Raw genomic sequence first — 19,723 nt, 5'->3', positions numbered from 1 at the left:
ACTCGATGAAGAAGCTGTCTGCCGCAGATTCGGAGACCAAGAGCGCAGATCTCGTGTCTGAGAACGTCGAGCGCCTCAAGGCTTTGTTTCCCGAGCTTGTGACCGAGGGGCTGGATGGCGTCGCTATCAACGTGGACGTGCTTAAGTCGCTTGTTGGCGACAGGACGGTAACCGACGCCGAGGAGAAGTACGGCCTCACGTGGCACGGCAAGCGTCGCGCCCGGCAGCTTGCCCTCACACCCTCCACCGGCACGTTGCGCCCCTGCCCAGAGGACAGCGTTGACTGGGAGACGACCCAGAATGTGATGATCGAGGGCGACAACCTCGAGGTGCTCAAGCTCCTTCAGAAGAGCTACGCGGGGAAGGTGAAGCTCATTTACATCGACCCGCCCTATAACACGGGCAAAGACTTCGTATATCCCGACGACTTCAAGGACAACATCAAGAACTACCTTGAGCTCACGTCACAGACAGAGGGCGGGCGGAGGACTAGCAGCAATACTGAGGCCAGTGGAAGGTTCCATACGGATTGGCTCAACATGATGTATCCGCGGTTGAAGCTGGCGCGGGCCCTGCTTAAGCAGTCCGGTGCGATCTTTATTTCAATCGATGACAATGAGCTTTCCAACCTAAAGGCAGTCTGTGACGAAGTGTTTGGTCCCGAGTGCTACGCTGGATGTGTGGCACGAGTCACAGGAACACCGACTGGCGGTGGATTCCGAACGCTGGTCAACGAAACGGACAACGTCCTTCTCTACTTGCGGCAGCCGGATGTCGAGATTCAGGGCGTCGCCTTCAGTGAAGATGACGCCGCGATCTACGACCGCGAAGACGCGAACGGTAGGTACCTCATTCGGTCTCTGCGCAGGACCGGAGGTGAGGACAGACGAGAGGATCGGCCTAGTATGTACTTTGGACTAACCGCTCCGGACGGTAGCGAGATATTTCCGATTGGACCTACGGGCTATCAGAGCCGATGGATCTGTGGTCGGGATCGCTATGAGGAGATGGTTGCTGAAGGTCTCATCGAATGGCAGCAGGTCGAGAGTAGCGGCGCGCTCACGTGGCAAGTGTATCAGAAGTTCTACCTTGAAGGACGCCTTAAGCAGCCGTCGAACCTTTGGGACGAACTGGAGGGCAACAAGAAGGCAACGCGGGCTCTCAAGACTCTCTTCGACGGAGAGAAGGTTTTCAGCTATCCGAAGCCAGTTGGTCTGCTCCGGCACATTCTTCAAATGGCGGCTGCGGAGCAGGATGCAATCGTTGTGGACTTTTTCGCCGGCAGCGGCACCACTGCACACGCCGTGCTTGAGCACAATGCGAGCGACGGCGGTCAGAGGCGCTTTATCCTCGTCCAACTGCCCGAACCACTGGACCCAGAGACAAGAGAACAAAAGGTGCCGGCCGACTTCTGCGACAAACTCGGCAAGCCGCGCAATATCGCTGAGCTGACCAAGGAGCGTCTTCGTCGCGCCGCGGCGAAGGTCAGGGGTGACAATCCGCTCTTCGCTGGTGATCTTGGATTCCGCGTGTTCAAGCTCGACTCCAGCAACATCCGTGCGTGGGAGCCTGATCGCGACAATCTGGAAGAAACGCTCCTCGAGCACGCCGACCACCTTAAGGAAGGCCGCACCGAGCAGGACATCCTTTACGAGCTGCTGCTTAAGCTGGGCCTCGATCTGTGTGTGCCAATCCAGAAAGCGACTATCGCCGGCCGGGAGGTGCACAGCATCGGAGGCGGAGTGCTCCTAGCGTGTCTCACTACAGAGATTACTCGCGAAGAGGTGAATCTCCTCGCTGAAGGCATCGTGGACTGGCACAAGGCGCTCTCGCCGGCGGGCGACACCACCTGCGTGTTCCGCGACAGCGCCTTTGCCGACGACGTGGCCAAGACCAATATGGCGGCCATACTTAATCAGCACGGCATCACAAACGTGCGGAGCCTGTAGAAGTGTCGAAGCCAAACGAACCGACCGGCAGGCGCCCTGCGGCAGAGTACGGGGCGTCGGTTCCGATTCGCCTCGTGCTCTCGGAGGCTCCGAGGCAGTCGCGGCTCCCCGGTGCAGCTGCAAGCACACAAGGCAGGAAGGGCGGTCCCCGATGAGGCTCCACTTCGAGCCGAACCTTGACTACCAGCTTCAAGCGATCGAGGCCGTCTGCGACCTGTTCCGCGGGCAGGAGGTCTGTCGCACGGAGTTCACCGTTACACGGAATGCGGTGGGCGGACAGGAGGCATTGGCCTTTGCCGAAAGCGACCTGGGTGTTGGAAACCGGCTGACGCTGCTCGACGAGGAATTGTTGAAGAACCTCGAGGACATTCAGCTGCGCCACAGTCTCCTCCCGTCGGGCACGCTGGCTTCGGGCGACTTCACAGTCGAGATGGAGACCGGTACCGGCAAGACGTACGTCTATCTGCGAACGATCTTTGAGCTGAACAAGCGGTATGGATTCACCAAGTTCGTGATCGTTGTGCCGTCAGTGGCGATTAAAGAGGGGGTCTACAAGTCGCTACAGATTACCGAGGAGCACTTCCGAGGGCTCTATGCCGGCGTCCCCTTCGACTTCTTTCTGTACGACTCTGCCAAGCTTGGCCAGGTACGCAGTTTCGCCACCAGTGCCAGCATCCAGATCATGGTGGTTACTGTGGGAGCCATCAACAAGAAGGACGTCAACAACCTCTACAAGGACAGTGAGAAGACCGGCGGCGAGAAGCCGATCGACCTAATCAGGGCCACGCGTCCCGTCTTAATCGTGGACGAGCCGCAGAGCGTAGACGGCGGCCTCGAGGGACGCGGCAAAGAAGCACTCGATGCGATGAACCCGCTCTGCACCTTGCGCTACTCCGCCACCCATGTGGACAAGCACCATATGGTCTACCGGCTTGACGCGGTGGATGCGTATGAGAGGCGGCTGGTGAAGCAAATCGAGGTCGCATCGGCAACGATCGAAGACGCTCACAACAAGCCCTATGTGCGGCTTGTTTCCGCTAACAACAGGCGCGGTGCGGTCAGTGCACGGGTTGAGCTGGATATGCAGGTTGCAGGGGGCGGGGTGCGCCGGCAGGAGGTTACCGTCCAGGACGGCGACAGCTTGGAGCTGACTACCGGCCGAGCACTCTACACTGACTGCAGGATTGGCGAGATCCGTGTGGCTAAGGGCGACACGTACCTAGAGTTGCGAGTGCCTGGTGGTGAGCACTATCTGAAGCCCGGGCAGGCTTGGGGTGACGTAGATCCGATGGCGGTGCAACGCGAGATGATCCGCAGGACGATTCGAGAGCACCTGGACAAGGAGAAGCGTCTCAGGCCGCAAGGCATCAAGGTGCTATCGCTGTTCTTCATCGATGAGGTTGCCAAGTACCGGTCGTACGACGCAGACGGCAATCCGGTGAAGGGAGAGTACGCGCGTATCTTTGAAGAGGAGTACCGCCGCGCGGCGAATCTGCCCGACTATCGCACGCTGTTTCAGGAGGTGGACCTCACTCGTGCCGCTGAGGCGGTGCACAATGGTTACTTCTCCATCGACAAGAAGGGCGGATGGACGGACACCGCGGAGAACAACCAGACGAACCGCGACAACGCTGAGCGCGCCTACAACTTGATTATGAAGGAGAAAGAGAAGCTGCTCGGGTTCGAGACGCCGCTCAAGTTCATCTTCTCACACTCTGCGCTAAAAGAAGGTTGGGACAACCCGAACGTCTTCCAGATCTGTACCCTGCGTGACATCCAGACCGAACGCGAACGGCGCCAGACGATTGGGCGAGGGCTGCGACTCTGCGTCAACCAGAACGGCGAGCGTGTACGCGGCTTCGAGGTCAACACGCTTACTGTTGTCGCGATGGAGCGCTACGAACAGTTCGCCGAGAACCTTCAGAAGGAGATCGAGCAGGATACGGGAATACGATTCGGCGTCGTCGAGCCGCACCAGTTCGCTGGGCTCGCGGTCCCACAGCCTGACGGCAGCACCGCGCCGCTTGGCGTTAAGCAATCCAGGGCGCTGTGGGACCACCTCAAGGCCGTTGGGCTCATAGACGCGAGAGGGAAGGTGCAGGATGCGCTAAAGCAGGCGTTGAAGGACGGTACTCTAACTATGCCAGAACCGTTCGCTACGCAGCGCGATCAGATCGCCCAGGTCTTGAAGAAGCTGGCAGGGCGCCTCGAGATCAAGAACGCTGACGAGCGTCGGCAGGTTGGCACTCGTCAAGCCGTGTTGCACAGCCCTGAGTTCAAGGCTCTGTGGGATCGTATCAAGCACAAGACGACTTATCGCGTGCAGTTCGACAACGAGAAGCTTGTCGAGAACTGCATCCGCGCGGTGCGCGAGGCGCCTCCAATCCCGAAAACCCGCTTGCAGTGGCGTAAGGCTGACATTGCCATTGGCAAGGCCGGCGTCGAGGCCACAGAGCGGGCGGGGTCGGCTACGGTGGTGCTCGATGAGGCCGACATCGAGTTGCCCGATCTGCTCACCGACCTGCAGGACCGTACGCAACTGACCCGCCGAAGCATCCAGCGCATCCTAACCGGTAGCGGGAGGCTCGGTGACTTCAAGCGCAATCCGCAGGCCTTCATCGAGTTCACCGCTGAGGCGATCAATCGCTGCAAGCGCCTCGCTATCGTCGATGGCATCAAGTACGAGCGGATGGGCGACGAGCACTACTACGCGCAAGAGCTCTTCGCGGAGAAGGAGCTGACTGGCTACCTCAAGAATCTGTTGGAGGCGAAGAAGGCGGTCTATGAGGGTGTCGTATACGACTCGGACGTCGAGCGCGCCTTTGCTGACCAGTTAGAGAAGAACGACTCGATCAAGGTGTACGCCAAGCTGCCGGGGTGGTTCGTCGTGCCAACGCCGCTCGGTGGCTACAACCCGGACTGGGCGGTGCTGGTCGAGAAGGATGGTGCGGAGCGCCTCTACTTCGTGGTGGAGACGAAGGGGGATCTCTTCCTGGACAGTCTCCGTGACGTGGAGAAGGGAAAGATTGAGTGCGGCAAGGCGCATTTCCGTGCGCTTGCGGTCAGGGAGAGTCCAGCGGAGTACACCGTGGTTCGGACGCTCGATGACCTCCTTGCTACATCGTCGTGATGTGCGCTTGCCGCGACCCTCGGTTGTGGCGGACAGTAGGAACGGGCTCTCTGGCGCTCGTGCTGGACTTCCATTAGATTCCCGAACATAATCCGAAGCACTGCCTACGTCGGGAGCACGATGACTCACGCCAACGCCAAGCTGGAAGCTGAGATACAGAGCGCCTGGCAGCTTTGGATCGAGATCTCCGAGGGTAGGAACCACGGTGCCCTCGAGCAGGTCTATCGTCGCTATAGCGCCTACGTTCAAGAGTTTGAGGCGCCGTCCGCTGCCCTTCGCACTTGGCGCGACAGGCAACAGCAGTTCGGAGACCTTTTCGCTGCAGCCGTCGAGGTAGACGGAAGCTCAATCGCTGCATCGGCACCGAGCGCTTGGCAGGGCAAAGCTTTCAAGCCCATTCCGCTCGGAACCGAGTCGTATCCCAGCCAACTGGCCGAGATTGCTGACGCGCCGCCGATCCTCTTTGTCGAAGGCGCATCGGAGTCACTACTTCGACCTGGCGTAGCGGTGGTCGGCACCCGCAAGGCTTCGAAGGCCGGCATAGTGAGGGCTCGCAAGGCGGCCGAGGCCTTGGTGAAGTCAGGCTTTACGGTCGTCTCTGGGCTTGCCGCTGGAATCGACGCGGCGGCTCACTCAGCTGCCCTGGAGTCTGACGGGGTCACGGTAGCTGTGATGGGAACGTCGATTGATCGACGCTATCCTGCCGCAAACGCCACGCTTGCCGAAAGCATCGTTGGTCAAGGTGGAGCACTCGTGAGCGAGTTTCCGCCAGGGACCGTGACGCGGCCATGGCACTTTTTGCGTCGCAATCGAACCATGTCGGGGCTAACGCTGGCAACCGTGGTGATCGAGGCGTCAGAGACGTCAGGCGCCAAGTCGCAAGCATTCGCAGCCTTGGAGCACGGGCGACCGGTGTTTCTGCCGCAGTCATTGACGGAACAACACGCTTGGGCCAAGTCGCTTGTCGAAGAGGGCCGACGGGGCAGGAGGGCAATCTTGGTTCGGGAAGCCGACGAGATCGCCGAAGCGCTCGCTGGTGAGGCTTGGGATACCGTTGCCGACATCGCTTTCTGAGCGACGACGGTCGGTTCTTGCGCCACTCAGTGGGGCGCTTCACTCCGCTGACCACACCGGTCGCGCGGATCAGTGCCCGAGATGCAGCGGAACGAAGGATTCTCTGTTCAAGACGTGCGGTGGTTGCACTATCGTAGCGCGGTCTGTGAAGCTCGGAAGAGTTCACGTCGGGGTGTTGGTCCCAAACCCGTCCGACCTCTATCCGTCCTTCATCTCATATAAGCGAACGCCCGGGCGCCCGGACACAGCTAGTCTAGAACGCGTCACGGCGATTCTCTCTGGTGCCGTTGAGCAACATCTCGATGAGATTTCAAAGGAGCTTGGTGGCGCACCGACGGTTGTTGCCCCAGTTCCCTCTACAAAGGTAGCGGCGGATGTTCAGCCACTCCTGAGGGTCCTTCGCAGCGTGGGTGCTATCAAGAGCGTAGCCGAGCCCGCACTGAAGCACACTGGGCTCCCGCGTGTCACTCGCGAGGTTCAAGCTGGGCTGTTTGAGGCTCGATCCGGTCTACGAGGAGAACGGGTTCTTCTGATCGAAGACCTTTGGGTTCGGGGGACCACTGCGGCGTCGGCGGTGCTCGCCCTGCGAGACGCCGGCTGCGAAGCCTCAATCCTGGCGATTGGCCGCGAGGTTCGGCGAGACTATCTGAGCTGCAGCGAGTTGCTTGACGCGACTGGCCGTCCTGCCTGGTGGTAGCCGGCATTGCAGCGCCCGCGGCCGCGTTCGGAATGGGTCGAGAGTTGCGGCTCTGGTGCCGTGTACAGCCGTTGATTACTAGCATCAAGCGCTAGGATCCGCTCTCGTGCTGCGATGTTCCGAGCAGCGTGGCCAGCGCTGCCGTAGCTTCGTTCTGCTGGTTCGGCAGCACGTGGGCATACGTGTCGATCAGAAATGCCGCGTCCTTGTGGCCGAGCCTCTCCTTGAGAACCGTGAGCGGGACCTGGGCGGCCAGGAGGAGGGTGGTCCCCGTGTGCCGCAGGTCGTAGAGCCGAATCTGCGGAAGCCCATGACGCTGGAGCAGCGTCTTGAACTGCCGCCGTGCCAGAACCTTCTGGTTCATCGGGGTGACCCCGTCCTGGCTGAAGATGAGATCCTCCGGCTTCCGATGCTCTGACTGGTCCCACCGTGCCTTCAGGAGTGTGGTGGCCAGTGGGTCAAGAGGTATGTGGCGGTAGCCCTGCTTGGTCTTGGGAGACTGGATCACCAGCCCCTTGCTCGTCCAAGACACAGCGCGCCGCACGTTGATTGTCCCGCCCTCGATGTCGCACCACCGGAGCGCCAGCGATTCGGATGGACGGAGTGCGGCCGTCAGAAGTAGGGCCCAGAGCGCCCCCAGTGGCTCGCCAGGCAGCGCACGCAACAACGTCTGCGCCTGCTCGACTGTGAGGGAGGCTACCTTCGCCCGCTCGACCGTCGGCCGTTCGATATCCTTACAGGGATGCGTCCCCAGCTTGCCGGCCTTAACAAGCTGGGTGAACGCATTGTGGAGCACTGAGAACGCGTGCTTGATGCTTCGCGGGCTGAGCCCCTTGGCCTTCAGCGTATTGACCCAGGCGACTACGTGGTCGCGAGTCAGCTCGGATACACCGATCTCGCCGAGGTGGGGGACGATGTACCGACGGGCCATCTCCCGGTACCCGTCCGTTGTGCGCTGCTTCCTGTTGGGTTCAACCGTCTTCCTCAGCCACTCATCGAGCCACTCGGCTACCGACATCGTGACCGGACTAAGGAGCGTGCCAGCATCCCGCTGCACCAGCAACTCCCTGAGCCTCTTCTCGGCCGCCTCCTTTGTGGCGTGAATCGTTTCTGAGTACGTGCGACGCCTTCCGCCGATCGTGCCGACGACGATCCGAATGCGATACTTCCCTCTTGCGATGAGCTTACACTGGCCAGAACGACGTGACATTGTGAATCTCCGGAAAACACGACGGGCCCCCGAGCAAATGCTCGAGGGCCCGCGTCGTGTGTGGTTGTAGGTGTGTTACTTGCTACGGCGCTGCGCGAGAGGCGCTGCGTGCGCCAAGCTACTGTGTCGCAGCGGGTGGGCTGCTGGAATGCTTGGGCTCGCTTGCAGTGGTCGCGGTGCTGACACCGTCACCGACGCGAGGTACCGACGAACATCTCCCAGCTTCCAGCGAGTACGCCTCGGGGACAGCACGATCTTGTCGATGGGAAGGGCGTACACCTTCGAGACATCGAGCTTCAGAATGCTGGCGAGCTCCTCAGCGGTCAGGAGCCTGTCGTCGCCGAGATCCACGTCGGCCCCGCGTTGCCCGGCATTGCTGGTTGAGCAGAATACTTCCTGTACATCTGCAATCCTCAGTTGGTGGTTTTGCGCGCCAGGCCTTGACAAAAGCAGCCATTCTTGGCGTTACTACCTGTACTGATAAGCCGAGAGGGGATCAGCTCGCGCGCACCCAAGGGTGCGCGAGCTGATCCCCTCTCGGCGTGATAACAGGTAGTCAGTTGTCGTTACCACCTGGGTACAGCAGAACGTGATCAAGTGGGCGCCCGTCATCCGAGGCAAACCAGCTCGGTCCGCTTGGACGCCTCCTCGACTCCCAGTTCGGTGGCAGGCCTGACCTCCGGCTCCCACTCCCCGAGTACGAAGTCCGCAGCGAGCTGCGCCTCCTTCGCAGCCGTGAACACCGCCCGGCAGTCGCCATCCAACAGGCGAAGCCAGCTCTCGATGTAGCTGGCCGACTGGCTCACGGTCTCCAGCCCAGCGTCGGTGCAGAGGAACGCGGACGCCAGCTCCGCGATCAGCTCCTCAGCGGCGTACGCCGGGTCGCCAAACCGTCCCTCGAAGTTCCGGTGGAGCCGGGTGGGGTGGCCGGTCCAGTGCGCAGCTTCATGGAAGGCCGTCGCGTAGTAGCCCGGGGCGCTGACAAACTGGGCTCGCGGGGGAAGGTAGATGCAGTCCTCCTCAGGGGCGTAGGCCGCGCGGTCACCGGCGTGGATGATGGTCGCCCCGCACCGTTGGATGATCTGCTCAGCGCGCCCATCAGGATCAGCCACGAATGACATCCGGCCGAAGTGCTCCCTGAGGCCGTCCAAGCCTTCGACTTGGTGCAGGGAGAAGACCCAGTGGTGCCGGGCTAGGTACACAAACTCCTGATCAACTTCCTGGTCCCAGCTTGGCTCCTCGGAGGGCCGTTTTGGGCGACGCTCGTAGAAAATCACCATCGTTCCCGACTCGCCACGCCGAACGTGGCCGCCGAGGCGCTTGGCCGCACTGTAGGTCAGCCAGCCCGAGCACTCGTAGCCGCGCTCCAACGCGGTGAGCTCCAGCAGGAGCCGATTGATACCGCGGTAGCGTCTGCCGCTCTCGGCGTTTCGGGGTGCCGCCGACGCCCACGGGCGCTCCCACGGCACCACGCCGTTCTTGAGAGCCTCGACGATTCGGTCGGTCACCTCGAGATAGCGGGGTCCTTCCGTCTTCCTGGGCATTTGGGTGCCCTCCAGCAAAGGGTGGAAACAAGAGCGGCCCCCAGAGCGAAGGCTCTGGGGGCCGCGTGAACCCGCCTCAGGGGCGAGGCGGGGTAGGGGGGCTTCCGGGATAGATGCTGCCCACGGAGGCCGTCAGACTAGGTATGGGCTCAGAAAAACGCGTCGGACTGGGGATGAGATAGTGGGTACCGCTCCTGCGGCTGCCCATCGACGAAAAGAGCGCCTCCTGCACGTCGATATACCCAGTATCCGGAAACCCCAGACGGATACACGTTGAGGTGTATTTGGAGGGTCGTCGATACACGTTGACCGCGACCGCGATACACCTCTATCGACGAAGACGCTGAGGACGGCAGGCGCCGGGACGCAATAGGGGCTAGCTATGCCGCCGGCCATCCGAGCCGAGACGGCCAATGGACCTTGAGGGAACGAAAAAAAGGCCCCCACTCCCCGAACGGGGAGCAGGGGCCTCTGGTGACATCTAGCATCTCTTAGCTGCTGCTGACTGCTCCAAGCGCTGATCGCCGTGGATTCTTGCGATTTGTGCTCGGTGACAGCGACTAACTAGGTGAACGGGAGAACCAGGCAGGCGCAAATCGGCACCATCGACAATGACCCGTGATGCGAACTGCCCTCTTCCTCAACTCAACCTAGGAACTGGCCCCGGTCGGCCTTGTACCACGGGTGCACCCCAAGCCGACCAGGCTGGGTGTCTACGCGCCAGTTCCGCAGCGAAGGGAGCAATCGACATGGGCGCGGCACACACGAACACATACCCCCTGCTTGGGGAAGAGCGACTTACTGACGAGCTGGGGGCGTGGCTGGGCGGACACCGCTGGAACCACTTCGTCACGTTGACCTACCACTACTCGGCTCGCGGCGATCGTCAGTTCTATCGGTGGATTCGTCGCCTAGAGCAGTTGGCAGGGCGGTCAGTGCAGTTCGCCATGTTCTCGGAGCTGACGACTGCCGGCTTCCTGCATCATCATGCTTTGGTGTTCGGGACTGGAGGGCTGCCAGCAAACATCCTGCGGGAAAGCTGGACGTCGGGACGTTCAGATGTTCAGGTCTATGACCCAGAGCGCGGGGCTTCGCACTACATCTGTAAGAGGTACGGTAAGGATGAGCTTGCATTTCCGAACTTGAGCGCGCAGATGCCGCCAACGGCTTGAGGACGAGCGAGGATGCATCATGCTGGCCCCCGTTTCAATGAATAGCGCGCCGCGAAGTCGCTCAATCGTCAAGTTCTATTCTTGATGGCATCCAGCAAATCGTTCTCGGCGCTCCACTCAACCGCACCTGCTGGCACCGATCGTTGAAAATCAACCAGTGCCCAAAGGAGTTCAGTGACCGCAGCCAGGGCGTCAGCGTCGGAGCGCAAGTGCTCGAGAGCGTTGTACGGCTTTTCAGATCTGCCGCTCGGGATGCCGAGAAACCCAACTTCAAAGTTCTCGATTGAGGCAAGCAATCTTGTTTCAGCGGGTGCCTTCTGGATCTCGGCCAGAATACTCAGGTTGTCTGTCCAAGCCGAGTTCCTGCGCGTGCCAGTCTTGGTTGTGACGGTCGGCATGTCCGAATCATGAAGGATCGCGTAGGGTGCACCGAACTGATTCAGGATCTTGGAAAGGGCTACGATGGTTGCCTTTCCTCGCGCCTTCACGATGTGGATGTTGCGGAACGTGTCAGGGTTCTGCGCGATAACGAATCGGAACGCCGCGTACTCGGTATCTCCTTCGACAAGCACAACTCGACCGCCGAAGAAGAACTCTGCTACGTATGGATCGCAGAGATTGAGTAGTTTCAAGGCCTCTTTGTCTGTCGCGTCAAACTTTGCGAGCTTCGGCCGGAAGATCGTGGTGCCTGTGACCGCCCCCGTCTCCGCACGCTCGACGCGTACGACGGAGGTGTGGTCGCGTGAGAAGTCGATGAAGCATGGTGAATGCGTCGTGAGCATTACCTGCCAGTTCGATGCCTTCTCTGGAAGTTCATAGAGCAGTCGGCTCGCCTCCCTGACCGCCCCGGGATGCAGACAGATCTCGGGTTCATCCAACAAGAGCACGAATGGTCGCTGATTGCGCCCTTTTTTTGCCCGATTGGCTTCAGCGACCAGCTTGATTGCAGTCCAGAGCAGCGTGCGGCGCGCTCCACTACCTTGTTGTTCCAGCGGGGACTGAAATCCACCGGTGGGCCCCATTCGAATACTGGGCGCTGATTTGAATAGCGAGACATACTCGCTAAGGTCCTTCCCGGTGTTCGTGTCAAACTTGACACGATGTTTGGGGAACAGCTCGTTCAGCGATTCGCTGAGGGAGTCTTCGAGCTTGACAACTTCGCTCTGAACTTCAGCTAAAACGGTTTCCTGGAGCTCAGAGACCGACTTGAGAAGTTTCCCAAAGGCTGACTCGGGGTCGCTGCCTTTCGACTTGTGCTCCGCCATTCTCTGTGTGAGCACCTCGCTGAGAAGCTTCGAAATCGCCGTCGCCTGCTTGTCGGGCGAAGCGAACGCATCAATGTGATGAGGTTCGGGTCGTCGGGAATTCGCGACGCTGGCAACTCCCCAAGGCCCCTTCTCATCATCAGAGGGTTCCGCCCATCGGCCTCTGTGCACGTTAAAGCCAACCCGCTCTGGCTTACCCACCTGCTTCCACTGCCAGCGCTCGCGGACCACCATTTCGCCGTCGGCAGTCGTGTGAATCCATTCCTTGCCAGGCAAGTCTCCATAGACGATGGTCGTGAGCTCGATCGTCGGTGGGTTGTTCGGGTCCGGGATTCCGTTGGGGAAGTCATCGGCGGAGAGCGACACCTCTCCTGAACCATCGTTCATCACGAGCTGGTAGGCCTTGAGGATAGAGCTCTTGCCGGTATTGTTGGGTCCGACCAAGACGACGATGTTGTCGAGTTCGATCGAGACCGGCTGAGCTCCAATCGCGCGAAAGTTTTGAACGGTGAGCCTTGAGAGGCGTGGTCTGGGCACTGCCGCCGGATCGCCGCTGGCATCTGGTCCCCGCGTATCGTCTTTCTCCGTCTTCGACGGCTTCTTCTTTGCACTCTTCTTCGGCTGCTTGTCCGCCACGTAAGCGACCTCTCTAGGAAGGGGTGGGCGCTAGACTAGAAGATGTGAGGTGCACACCGGCGCGCCAGTAAGCCTAGGCCGCGGTTCTGCGAAGAGACTAAGGCCGCAAAGCGATGTTCACCTTGGCCAGTGGGCTGTGCCTCGTCTTTCAGCTTTTCCGACCGTACGCGCGCGCGGCGGCATTGTGCGAGTAGTGTGCGAACCATCGGCAATCTGCAGAAGCTTCGCGAAGTAGCTGAGCTTGGGACGATCGGCCTCGCCTCGCCGTTCGAATCGCCATGAGGGTGTCCGCGCGAGCTGCCAGAGAGTCCTAACTGCTTGTGGCGCAGGGGTTTGCTGGGGTTGGCATTTGGGCCACCACCCGACTAGTATTCCCGTTCTGTCCGCACATGCGGCGGACGGGACGTAGCGCAGCCCGGTAGCGCACCTGAATGGGGTTCAGGGGGTCGCGGGTTCGAATCCCGCCGTCCCGATACTGCACATGATGCCTCGCGATCTCGGTCGCGGGGCATCATTCTTTTGTGCCCCTTCGCTTCGAGGTCCGTCCGTGCCATTTCCCCGCCTCAGCCGCATCCTCGCCGCATCGCTCGCGCTCGCCAGTGCTTCGCCGGCGATCGCCCACGCGACCTGGTCCGTCATCGCCCTCGACCGGAGCACGGGTCGCATGGTCATCTCCTCGGCGACCTGCGTCGCGCAGGCCAACCTGCTGCGCTTCCCGTCGAAGGGCCTGATGGATGTGCAGGCGATCATCGCACCGGGCTTTGGCATCGCGGCGGCGCAAGCGGGCGTGGACCGGACGCGCGCGAACCAGACGCTGATCCACACGGAGCTGAAGAAGGGCACGCATCCCGCGGAGATCCTGCAGCAGCTGATGGCCGACTCCGCGATCCAGGTGCGGCAGTTCGGCATCCTCGACCTCCAAGGGCGCTTCGCCGGGTTCTCGGGCGCGCGGAACGGTGCGGCGTCGCTGGCGGTGCAGGGGCAGGTACCGGGCACCGAGGTGTTCTACGCCATCCAAGGCAACATCTTGGCCTCGAATGAGGTGGTGCAGGCCGCGGTGCGCGCCTTCGAGGCCGCCACGGGCGCGCTGGAGGACCGCGTGATGGCGGCCATGGAAGCCGCGGACGCGGCCGGCGGTGACCGGCGCTGCACCTGCGCCACGCCGCCGGTGCCGGAGACGGTCCGCGCCTGCACGTCGCGCAGCGCGCACGTGGCGTACCTCGCGATCGCCGACCGCAGCTCCACGGATGGTGTCGGCGTGAACGATGGGAACTACGTGCGCGTGATCGACGTGACGGATGCGAACATCACCCGCGACGAAGACGCGAACCCGGTCAAGACCTTGCGGATGCGCTTCGACGCATGGCGACGGTCACGATGAGTGCGACGGCGAGCAGCGCCGCGTAGCAGGCCTGCATCCACAGCGGTACCGGCTCAGGCAGTTGCGCGTGATGCCACCACAACGGCCCCAGCAGCGCGACGGCGCTCGCCGCCGTTCCCCATGCGGGCAGCGCCACGGCCGCTCCGATGAGCACGAACAGCAGCGGCGCCAGCGCAATCACGTACGGCAACCACAACAGCTCCTTCAGCAGGAACGCGCGCTCGGCGTCTTCCGGGTCCACCCACACGGGAATCGCCGACCCGACCGGGAACCGCGATGCCAGCTGCCGCATCTGCTTGCGGCTCGACGTGCGCATCTCGTGCGGCAGCACGCGGTCGTTGGTCCAGAGCGTATCGCGCGCGACGTACTGGTAGCGCACACGCGCCACATGCGAGTCCGGCCCACGCACGCTGGTCGCGGTCTCGACGTACGCCTCGAGCACCTCGCCTTGGACCTCGACGGCGCGCGCGAGCAGGCGCGATTGCTGCAGCACGAGCGCCCAGCCGACGGCGACGAAGATGAGGCCAATGCCGCCGAAGATTCCGCCGACGAGCCAACGTTCTTTCTGTTGCATGGACGACACGTTGCGCCTCCGACGTAGTGGGCCACCAACCTAGGGCAAACAAGCATCCTGTTGCGCGGCCAACGGCCAAAGCCTAGCGTCGCGGCTATCCACCATGCCAGAGGGAGCGCCACGATGCTGAGCCCACACTACGAGTCCCTGCGATTCGTCCTGCTCGCTGCCGCAGTGGGGATGCTCGCGTGTTCCAAGGACTCCGCGACGGGACCCGAAGCGAACCTCACGACCGAAGAAGTCTACGACGCACTCGAGGCCATCAATGCGATTGGCTTCGACGTTGGCGCGTTCTCCATGGCAGGGCTGCGTGCGGACGAGGGGCGCCTCGAGGCGCTGCGCCTCGGCACCGGGCCGACCGCGGCGTACACGGAATCCATCGACGAATCCGTCGCCTGCCCCAACGGCGGGACGACCCGCATGCGCGGCTCACTGACGGTCAACGAGACCACGGGCGCCGGTTCGATCGATCTGCGGCAGTCGTTCAGCAACTGCGGCTCCACATCGACCGCGGGCCGTCTCTGGGTCTTCAACGGAGATCCCGACCTGCGCACGCAGCTGTCGATGAGCATCAACGCTCAGACGGAGGAGGTCTCCGTGACGGGCGCGCAGCGCGGCGCCTTCAACTTCAGCTCGAACGGGGCGTCGGGGCGCTGCAGCATCGACCTCACCATTTCCGTCTCATCCACCGGCTATCGCATGACTGGTCGTGTCTGCGGGCGTTCGGTGACGGAGATCGAGACCTTCTAGCTCTTGCGCTCCGGTTGGTGGCGGGGTGCGCTGGCGGGCCGCGGGCGGTGCAGGTAGGATGCGGCATGGTCTCTCGCCGCGATTTCGTCCGCAGCACCGCCGTCGGCCTCGCCGCCGCGCCGGCGCTCCCCAACATCCTGATTCGACGGGCGGCCAGGCCCGTCGTCATCGCCGACTACTCGGGCTACGCCTTCAAGAACGGTGGCAGCGAGAACGCCGTCGAGCGCGCCTTCCGCGGCATCACGCAGGGCGAGGACGTGCTCGACGCGTTGATTGCCGGCGTGAACATCCCGGAGCTCGACCCCACCGAGAACGGCATCGGCTACGGCGCACTGCCCAATGCCTATGGGGTGGTGCAGCTCGACGCCTCGTGCATGCACGGGCCCAAGCGCCGCGCCGGCGCGGTGGCGAGCATTGAGGGTGTGCGCACGCCCTCGCTCGTGGCCAAGGCGGTGATGGAGCTGACGGACCACCATCTGCTCGTGGGACGCGATGCGCGGGACTTCGCCCGCGACGTCGGCTTCACGGTCGAGGACGATCTCAACACGCCGGACAGCCGTCGGCTCTGGATGGAATGGCGGCGTCGCGTCGATCCCGAGCATTGGCTGGATCCGAACGGCGCGGGGCGGCGTCGCCGCGACGAGAACCGTCCCGCGCATGAGCGTGATCCCGAGCTGCTCGCCGGCCTCTCGATGGTCCGCGACGGCCTCATCCGCGAAGGCTCGTTCTGGGGCACCATCAACTGCAGCGGCATCACGCCCGCCGGCGACCTCGCGGGCGTGACGACGACCAGCGGCCTGGCCTGGAAGATTCCCGGCCGCGTCGGCGACTCGGCGATCCTCGGCGCTGGCATGTACGTGGACAACGACGTGGGCGCCGCCGGCTCCACCGGACGCGGCGAGGCGAACCTCTACAACCTCTCGTCGTACCTCATCATCGAGGAGCTGCGCCGCGGGCGCGCACCCAAGGACGCGGGGATGGAGGCGTTGCGCCGCATCCAGAAGAACACCGTGGAGCGGCGCCTCCTGAACGCGCGCGGGCTGCCGAACTTCAACGTGCGCTTCTTCATCCTCGACAAGCAGGGCCGCTGGGCGGGCGTCTCGCTGTACCGTGCCGGCGAGACGAAGTACGCGCTCTGTACGGAGCAGGGGTCGTCGGCCCCGGATCTCGAGCCGCTGCTGCCGGGCGCGCCCGAGGACTGACCTCAGCGCAGCAGCGCGGCGCGGATGTGCGCGGCGAGCTCTTGGATGCTGAAGGGCTTCGCGAGCACGGCGGCGTCATCGAAGGCCGCCACGCCGCCGTGCAGGATGTCGGCGGTGTAGCCGGACATGAACAGCACGCGAAGTCCCGGACGCCGCGCCTGCAGCGCTTCCGCGAGCTCGCGCCCGTTCATGCCGGGCATGATGAGATCCGTCAGCAGCAGGTCGATTGGACCGTCGTGCGCCTCCGCGAGGCGCAAGGCCGACGCGCCGTCGGCGGCGCTGAAGACTCGATACCCGAGCGCGCCGAGCGCGCGCACGGCCAACTGCAGGACGGCCGGCTCGTCCTCCACCACGAAGATCGTTTCGCTGCCACCGCTCGCGGCGTGCGTGGCGGGCGGCGCGGCGGTCGGGGACGTGCCCTCGCGCACGCGCGGCAGGTGGAGATGAAACGCCGATCCCTCGCCCATGGTCGAGTCGACGGTGATGAATCCGTTGGCCTGCGCGACGATGCCAAACACGGTTGCCAGGCCGAGTCCGGTGCCCTCTCCGGCCGGCTTGGTCGTGAAGAAGGGTTCGAACATCCGTTCGCGGACATCCGGTGGGATGCCCGGGCCGGTATCGCGCACCGTGAGCCGCACGTACTCGCCCGGCAGCACGCCCTGCTGGTGCGCCTCGGTCGGCGCGACGACCGCGTGCGCCGTCTCGATCTGGATGGCGCGGGCCCGCCCCGCATCAGCGGCTGTCGTGCGCGCGCCGCGAATCGCATCAGCCGCGTTCACGCAGAGATTCGCGAGCACCTGGTCGAGCTGACTGGGGTCGAGATGGGCCATCCAATCGTCCCCGCCGGCATCGATGCCGAGCGCGATGTCCTCGCCGACCAAGCGGCGCAGCAGCCGGATTGTCTCCCGCGCGTGCGTGGCGATATGCAGGGGGATGGGCGTCGACGGCTGCTTGCGCGAGAAAGCGAGGAGCTGCTTGGTGAGGTCGGCCGAACGACGGGCCGCGGCGTGGATCTCCTCGAGATGCTCATGCGGGGCGCTGCCGGCTGGCACGGCGGCCAGCGCGAGCTCGGTGTGTCCGAGGATGACGCCGAGCATGTTGTTGAAGTCGTGCGCGACGCCGCCGGCGAGGCGCCCGATCGCCTCGAGGCGCTGCGACTGCCGGAACACATCCTCGAGGTGCCGCCGCTCGGTGATGTCGATGGAAATGCCCAGCAGGCCGGGGACCTCCCCGGTCACCGGGTCTGGGGCCAGCGGTGACTTCACTTCGAGATAGATGCGCTCGCCGGTCGGCGTACGGACGCTGATCGTCTCATGCGTGCGTTCGCCGGCCAAGGCGCGCAGGTCCACGGCGCGCAGCCGCGCGACGACGTCCGGCGGGAAGAAGCGCTCGTCGCCGCTGCCGGCGAGCTCCTCGGCGCTGACGCCGAAGAGGCGCAGCGTGGGGGCGTTGGCGTACTGGTAGCGCGACGCACGATCCTTGATGTACACGAAGGCCGGGACTTCATCGAGCGCGGAGCGAAACCGCTCGGCCTCCACGACGGCCGTGGCGCGCGCCTCCTCGGCGGCGCGCAGCGCCGTGATGTCGGTGAAGGTGACGATCACCCGTGTGACCGCCCCCTGCGCATCGAAGCTCGGCTGCGCGCGGACGAGGATCCAGATGCGCGCGGTCTGTGAGTTGTTCCGCACGCCCATCACGACATCGTCCACGGCCCGCCCCGTGCGCAGCGCCTGCATGGCGGGAAACTCGTCCTGCGGGAACGTGGAGCCGTCGAGCCGCACGACGCTCCAGTGCGGATCGAGGATGCTGCGGCCCAGCAGTTGGTCGGCCGTCATGCCGAGCAGGTCGAGGGCCCGCTGGTTGACGTAGCGAATCGTGGGCGTGGCATCCTGCACGAGCACGCCCACGGGGAGCGTGTCCACCAGATGGCGGAGCTCGGGCTCAAGCAGCGGCGGAAGATTGACGGCCACGGTCCCTACGGGTGCGAGCGATGGTAAAGTGCGTCGCCCCGGCGGCCGTGGCTAGCGGGGGTTCTGCCGACGCGTCGCAGGGATTCCGCTGTGGGGCACAGCCTGTATCTTCTCTGCCGTGAGTGACGAGATCGCATCGGCCCCGAAGGGGGAAAAGCTGGAGAAGGCGCTTCGCAAACTCGAGGAATCGCGCGGCCTCCTCGAGCCCGGCGATCGCTACCGAGCGCTCGTGAATGCCGTGAAGCAGGCCCAGGACCTCATCGAGATGGGGGACCGCAAGGCGCGGTTCGCGCTGGTCATCATGAGCGTGCTCAATGCGGTGGCCGTGCTGCTCGTCGCGCGGGGCGGGACGTCGCTGCTGCCGACCACCGGCCTGTGGAGCCTCGCGCTCGCGGCGATGATCGCCGTGTACGTGGTGGTCACGCTGTACTTCGTGGCGCAGGCGGTCTCGGCCCTGCGGCCGCGGGGGGTGCATCCGCCGCCGGCGCACGAGATGCCGCGGGACGTGCAGCCCGGCGTGTCGATGCGGATGCTGTTCCATGCCGACGTGATGGCCCGCGAGCGCGACGAGTACCGGGCGCTCTGGGAGCGCCTGCGCATGGACAACCTGACGACGGAGCTCGCCGACCAGCTCTACACGCTGTCGATGGTGAACCAACGGAAGTACGCGGCACTCGACCGGCTGTATGTCGGCGTCAACCTCATGACGGCGCTGCTCGGCCTCATGCTCGCGACGCTGGGCCTCTACCACCTCGTGACCTGATGCGTCTCTTCACGATCCTCGGGGCCCTCTCGGCGGGCATCGCCGTGGCGGCGGGCGCGTTCGGGGCGCATGCGCTGCGCGCGCGGGTGGAGCCGCGGCTGCTCGAGGTGTTCGAGACGGGCGCGCGCTACCAGATGTACCATGCGCTCGCGCTCCTGGCGGTGGCGTGGCTGGTGGGGCAGGGGGGACGCGTCGCGGGCCCCGCCGCCTGGGCGGGGTGGTGCTTCGTCGCGGGCACGCTGCTGTTCTCGGGCTCGCTCTATGCGATGACGTTCACCGGCATCCGGGCCCTGGGCGCCATCACGCCGCTGGGCGGGGTGGCATTCCTCGCCGGATGGCTGCTGCTCGCGGTGGCGGGCAGCCGCCTAGGGCGCTGAGCGGCCCTGACCACGGGACTTGCGGGGCG

General features: G+C 63.6%; 14 protein-coding genes and 1 tRNA gene. 10 read left to right on the top strand and 5 right to left on the bottom strand.

Annotation, left to right across the window (positions count from 1 at the left end; genetic code table 11):
- Positions 1–5: 5 nt before the first annotated feature.
- From Strain318_RS09785 to dprA, 3 genes are all read left to right on the top strand, one after another.
- On the top strand, positions 6–1,949 hold the full coding sequence (locus tag Strain318_RS09785; RefSeq protein WP_367885525.1) for a site-specific DNA-methyltransferase: 1,944 nt from the start codon (positions 6–8) through the stop codon (positions 1,947–1,949).
- Between the two features lie 151 nt (positions 1,950–2,100).
- Positions 2,101–5,079 (top strand): type III restriction-modification system endonuclease, encoded by a 2,979-nt coding sequence (locus Strain318_RS09780; protein ID WP_367885524.1) that lies wholly within the window; start codon positions 2,101–2,103, stop codon positions 5,077–5,079.
- 120 nt (positions 5,080–5,199) lie between these two features.
- On the top strand, positions 5,200–6,153 hold the full coding sequence (dprA, locus tag Strain318_RS09775) for a DNA-processing protein DprA (RefSeq protein WP_367885523.1): 954 nt from the start codon (positions 5,200–5,202) through the stop codon (positions 6,151–6,153).
- Positions 6,154–6,941: 788 nt separating this feature from the next.
- Here dprA and Strain318_RS09770 read toward each other — a convergent pair.
- Together Strain318_RS09770 and Strain318_RS09765 are read right to left on the bottom strand one after the other, a co-directional pair.
- The gene (locus Strain318_RS09770) at positions 6,942–8,060 is read right to left on the bottom strand and encodes a tyrosine-type recombinase/integrase (RefSeq protein ID WP_367885522.1); all 1,119 of its coding nucleotides are present in this window, start codon (positions 8,058–8,060) and stop codon (positions 6,942–6,944) included.
- Positions 8,061–8,668: 608 nt separating this feature from the next.
- A complete protein-coding gene (locus tag Strain318_RS09765; protein ID WP_367885521.1) occupies positions 8,669–9,604 on the bottom strand; it encodes an ArdC family protein in 936 nt (311 codons plus the stop codon).
- A 749-nt stretch (positions 9,605–10,353) separates the two neighbouring features.
- Between Strain318_RS09765 and Strain318_RS09760 the strand changes: the two genes are divergently transcribed.
- Positions 10,354–10,776 (top strand): rolling circle replication-associated protein, encoded by a 423-nt coding sequence (locus tag Strain318_RS09760; protein WP_367885520.1) that lies wholly within the window; start codon positions 10,354–10,356, stop codon positions 10,774–10,776.
- A gap of 68 nt (positions 10,777–10,844) precedes the next feature.
- Here the strand turns inward: Strain318_RS09760 and Strain318_RS09755 are convergent, their stop codons facing one another.
- Complete coding sequence (locus tag Strain318_RS09755; protein ID WP_367885519.1) at positions 10,845–12,677, bottom strand: ATP-dependent nuclease; 1,833 nt, start codon at positions 12,675–12,677, stop codon at positions 10,845–10,847.
- Between the two features lie 399 nt (positions 12,678–13,076).
- Between Strain318_RS09755 and Strain318_RS09750 the strand changes: the two genes are divergently transcribed.
- Positions 13,077–13,150: transfer RNA gene (locus tag Strain318_RS09750), tRNA-Pro, on the top strand.
- Between the two features lie 74 nt (positions 13,151–13,224).
- A complete protein-coding gene (locus Strain318_RS09745) occupies positions 13,225–14,058 on the top strand; it encodes a DUF1028 domain-containing protein (protein ID WP_367885518.1) in 834 nt (277 codons plus the stop codon).
- Here the strand turns inward: Strain318_RS09745 and Strain318_RS09740 are convergent.
- The gene (locus Strain318_RS09740; protein WP_367885517.1) at positions 14,012–14,632 is read right to left on the bottom strand and encodes a DUF3592 domain-containing protein; all 621 of its coding nucleotides are present in this window, start codon (positions 14,630–14,632) and stop codon (positions 14,012–14,014) included. The genes Strain318_RS09745 and Strain318_RS09740 overlap by 47 nt on opposite strands.
- A gap of 123 nt (positions 14,633–14,755) precedes the next feature.
- On the opposite strand from Strain318_RS09740, the gene Strain318_RS09735 reads away from it, so the two are divergent.
- Positions 14,756–15,382 (top strand): hypothetical protein, encoded by a 627-nt coding sequence (locus Strain318_RS09735; RefSeq protein WP_367885516.1) that lies wholly within the window; start codon positions 14,756–14,758, stop codon positions 15,380–15,382.
- 65 nt (positions 15,383–15,447) lie between these two features.
- Positions 15,448–16,584, top strand: coding sequence for an isoaspartyl peptidase/L-asparaginase (locus Strain318_RS09730; protein WP_367885515.1), 1,137 nt, complete (start codon positions 15,448–15,450; stop codon positions 16,582–16,584).
- A gap of 2 nt (positions 16,585–16,586) precedes the next feature.
- Here Strain318_RS09730 and Strain318_RS09725 read toward each other — a convergent pair whose 3' ends face one another.
- Complete coding sequence (locus tag Strain318_RS09725) at positions 16,587–18,554, bottom strand: hybrid sensor histidine kinase/response regulator (RefSeq protein WP_367885514.1); 1,968 nt, start codon at positions 18,552–18,554, stop codon at positions 16,587–16,589.
- A 118-nt stretch (positions 18,555–18,672) separates the two neighbouring features.
- Between Strain318_RS09725 and Strain318_RS09720 the strand changes: the two genes are divergently transcribed.
- Together Strain318_RS09720 and Strain318_RS09715 are read left to right on the top strand one after the other, a co-directional pair.
- Positions 18,673–19,317, top strand: a complete 645-nt coding sequence (locus Strain318_RS09720; protein WP_367885513.1) for a Pycsar system effector family protein — start codon at positions 18,673–18,675, stop codon at positions 19,315–19,317.
- Positions 19,314–19,694, top strand: coding sequence for a DUF423 domain-containing protein (locus Strain318_RS09715; RefSeq protein ID WP_367887903.1), 381 nt, complete (start codon positions 19,314–19,316; stop codon positions 19,692–19,694). Before Strain318_RS09720 ends, Strain318_RS09715 begins: the two co-directional genes overlap by 4 nt.
- The last annotated feature ends 29 nt before the right edge of the window (positions 19,695–19,723 follow it).

The organism is Pseudogemmatithrix spongiicola, assembly GCF_030623445.1.
GTDB classification, from domain to species: domain Bacteria; phylum Gemmatimonadota; class Gemmatimonadetes; order Gemmatimonadales; family Gemmatimonadaceae; genus Pseudogemmatithrix; species Pseudogemmatithrix spongiicola.
Note: the sequence above shows the minus strand (reverse complement) of the source record. Positions and strands in the feature narration are given on the sequence as shown.

Bases quoted from the DNA above. Each gene is read 5' to 3' on its own strand.
- Strain318_RS09785 (WP_367885525.1), top strand. From the start codon at position 6: ATGAAGAAGCTGTCTGCCGCAGATTCGGAGACCAAGAGCGCAGATCTC.
- Strain318_RS09780 (WP_367885524.1), top strand. From the start codon at position 2,101: ATGAGGCTCCACTTCGAGCCGAACCTTGACTACCAGCTTCAAGCGATC.
- dprA (WP_367885523.1), top strand. From the start codon at position 5,200: ATGACTCACGCCAACGCCAAGCTGGAAGCTGAGATACAGAGCGCCTGG.
- Strain318_RS09770 (WP_367885522.1), bottom strand. From the start codon at position 8,060: ATGTCACGTCGTTCTGGCCAGTGTAAGCTCATCGCAAGAGGGAAGTAT.
- Strain318_RS09765 (WP_367885521.1), bottom strand. From the start codon at position 9,604: ATGCCCAGGAAGACGGAAGGACCCCGCTATCTCGAGGTGACCGACCGA.
- Strain318_RS09760 (WP_367885520.1), top strand. From the start codon at position 10,354: ATGGGCGCGGCACACACGAACACATACCCCCTGCTTGGGGAAGAGCGA.
- Strain318_RS09740 (WP_367885517.1), bottom strand. From the start codon at position 14,632: ATGCAACAGAAAGAACGTTGGCTCGTCGGCGGAATCTTCGGCGGCATT.
- Strain318_RS09735 (WP_367885516.1), top strand. From the start codon at position 14,756: ATGCTGAGCCCACACTACGAGTCCCTGCGATTCGTCCTGCTCGCTGCC.
- Strain318_RS09730 (WP_367885515.1), top strand. From the start codon at position 15,448: ATGGTCTCTCGCCGCGATTTCGTCCGCAGCACCGCCGTCGGCCTCGCC.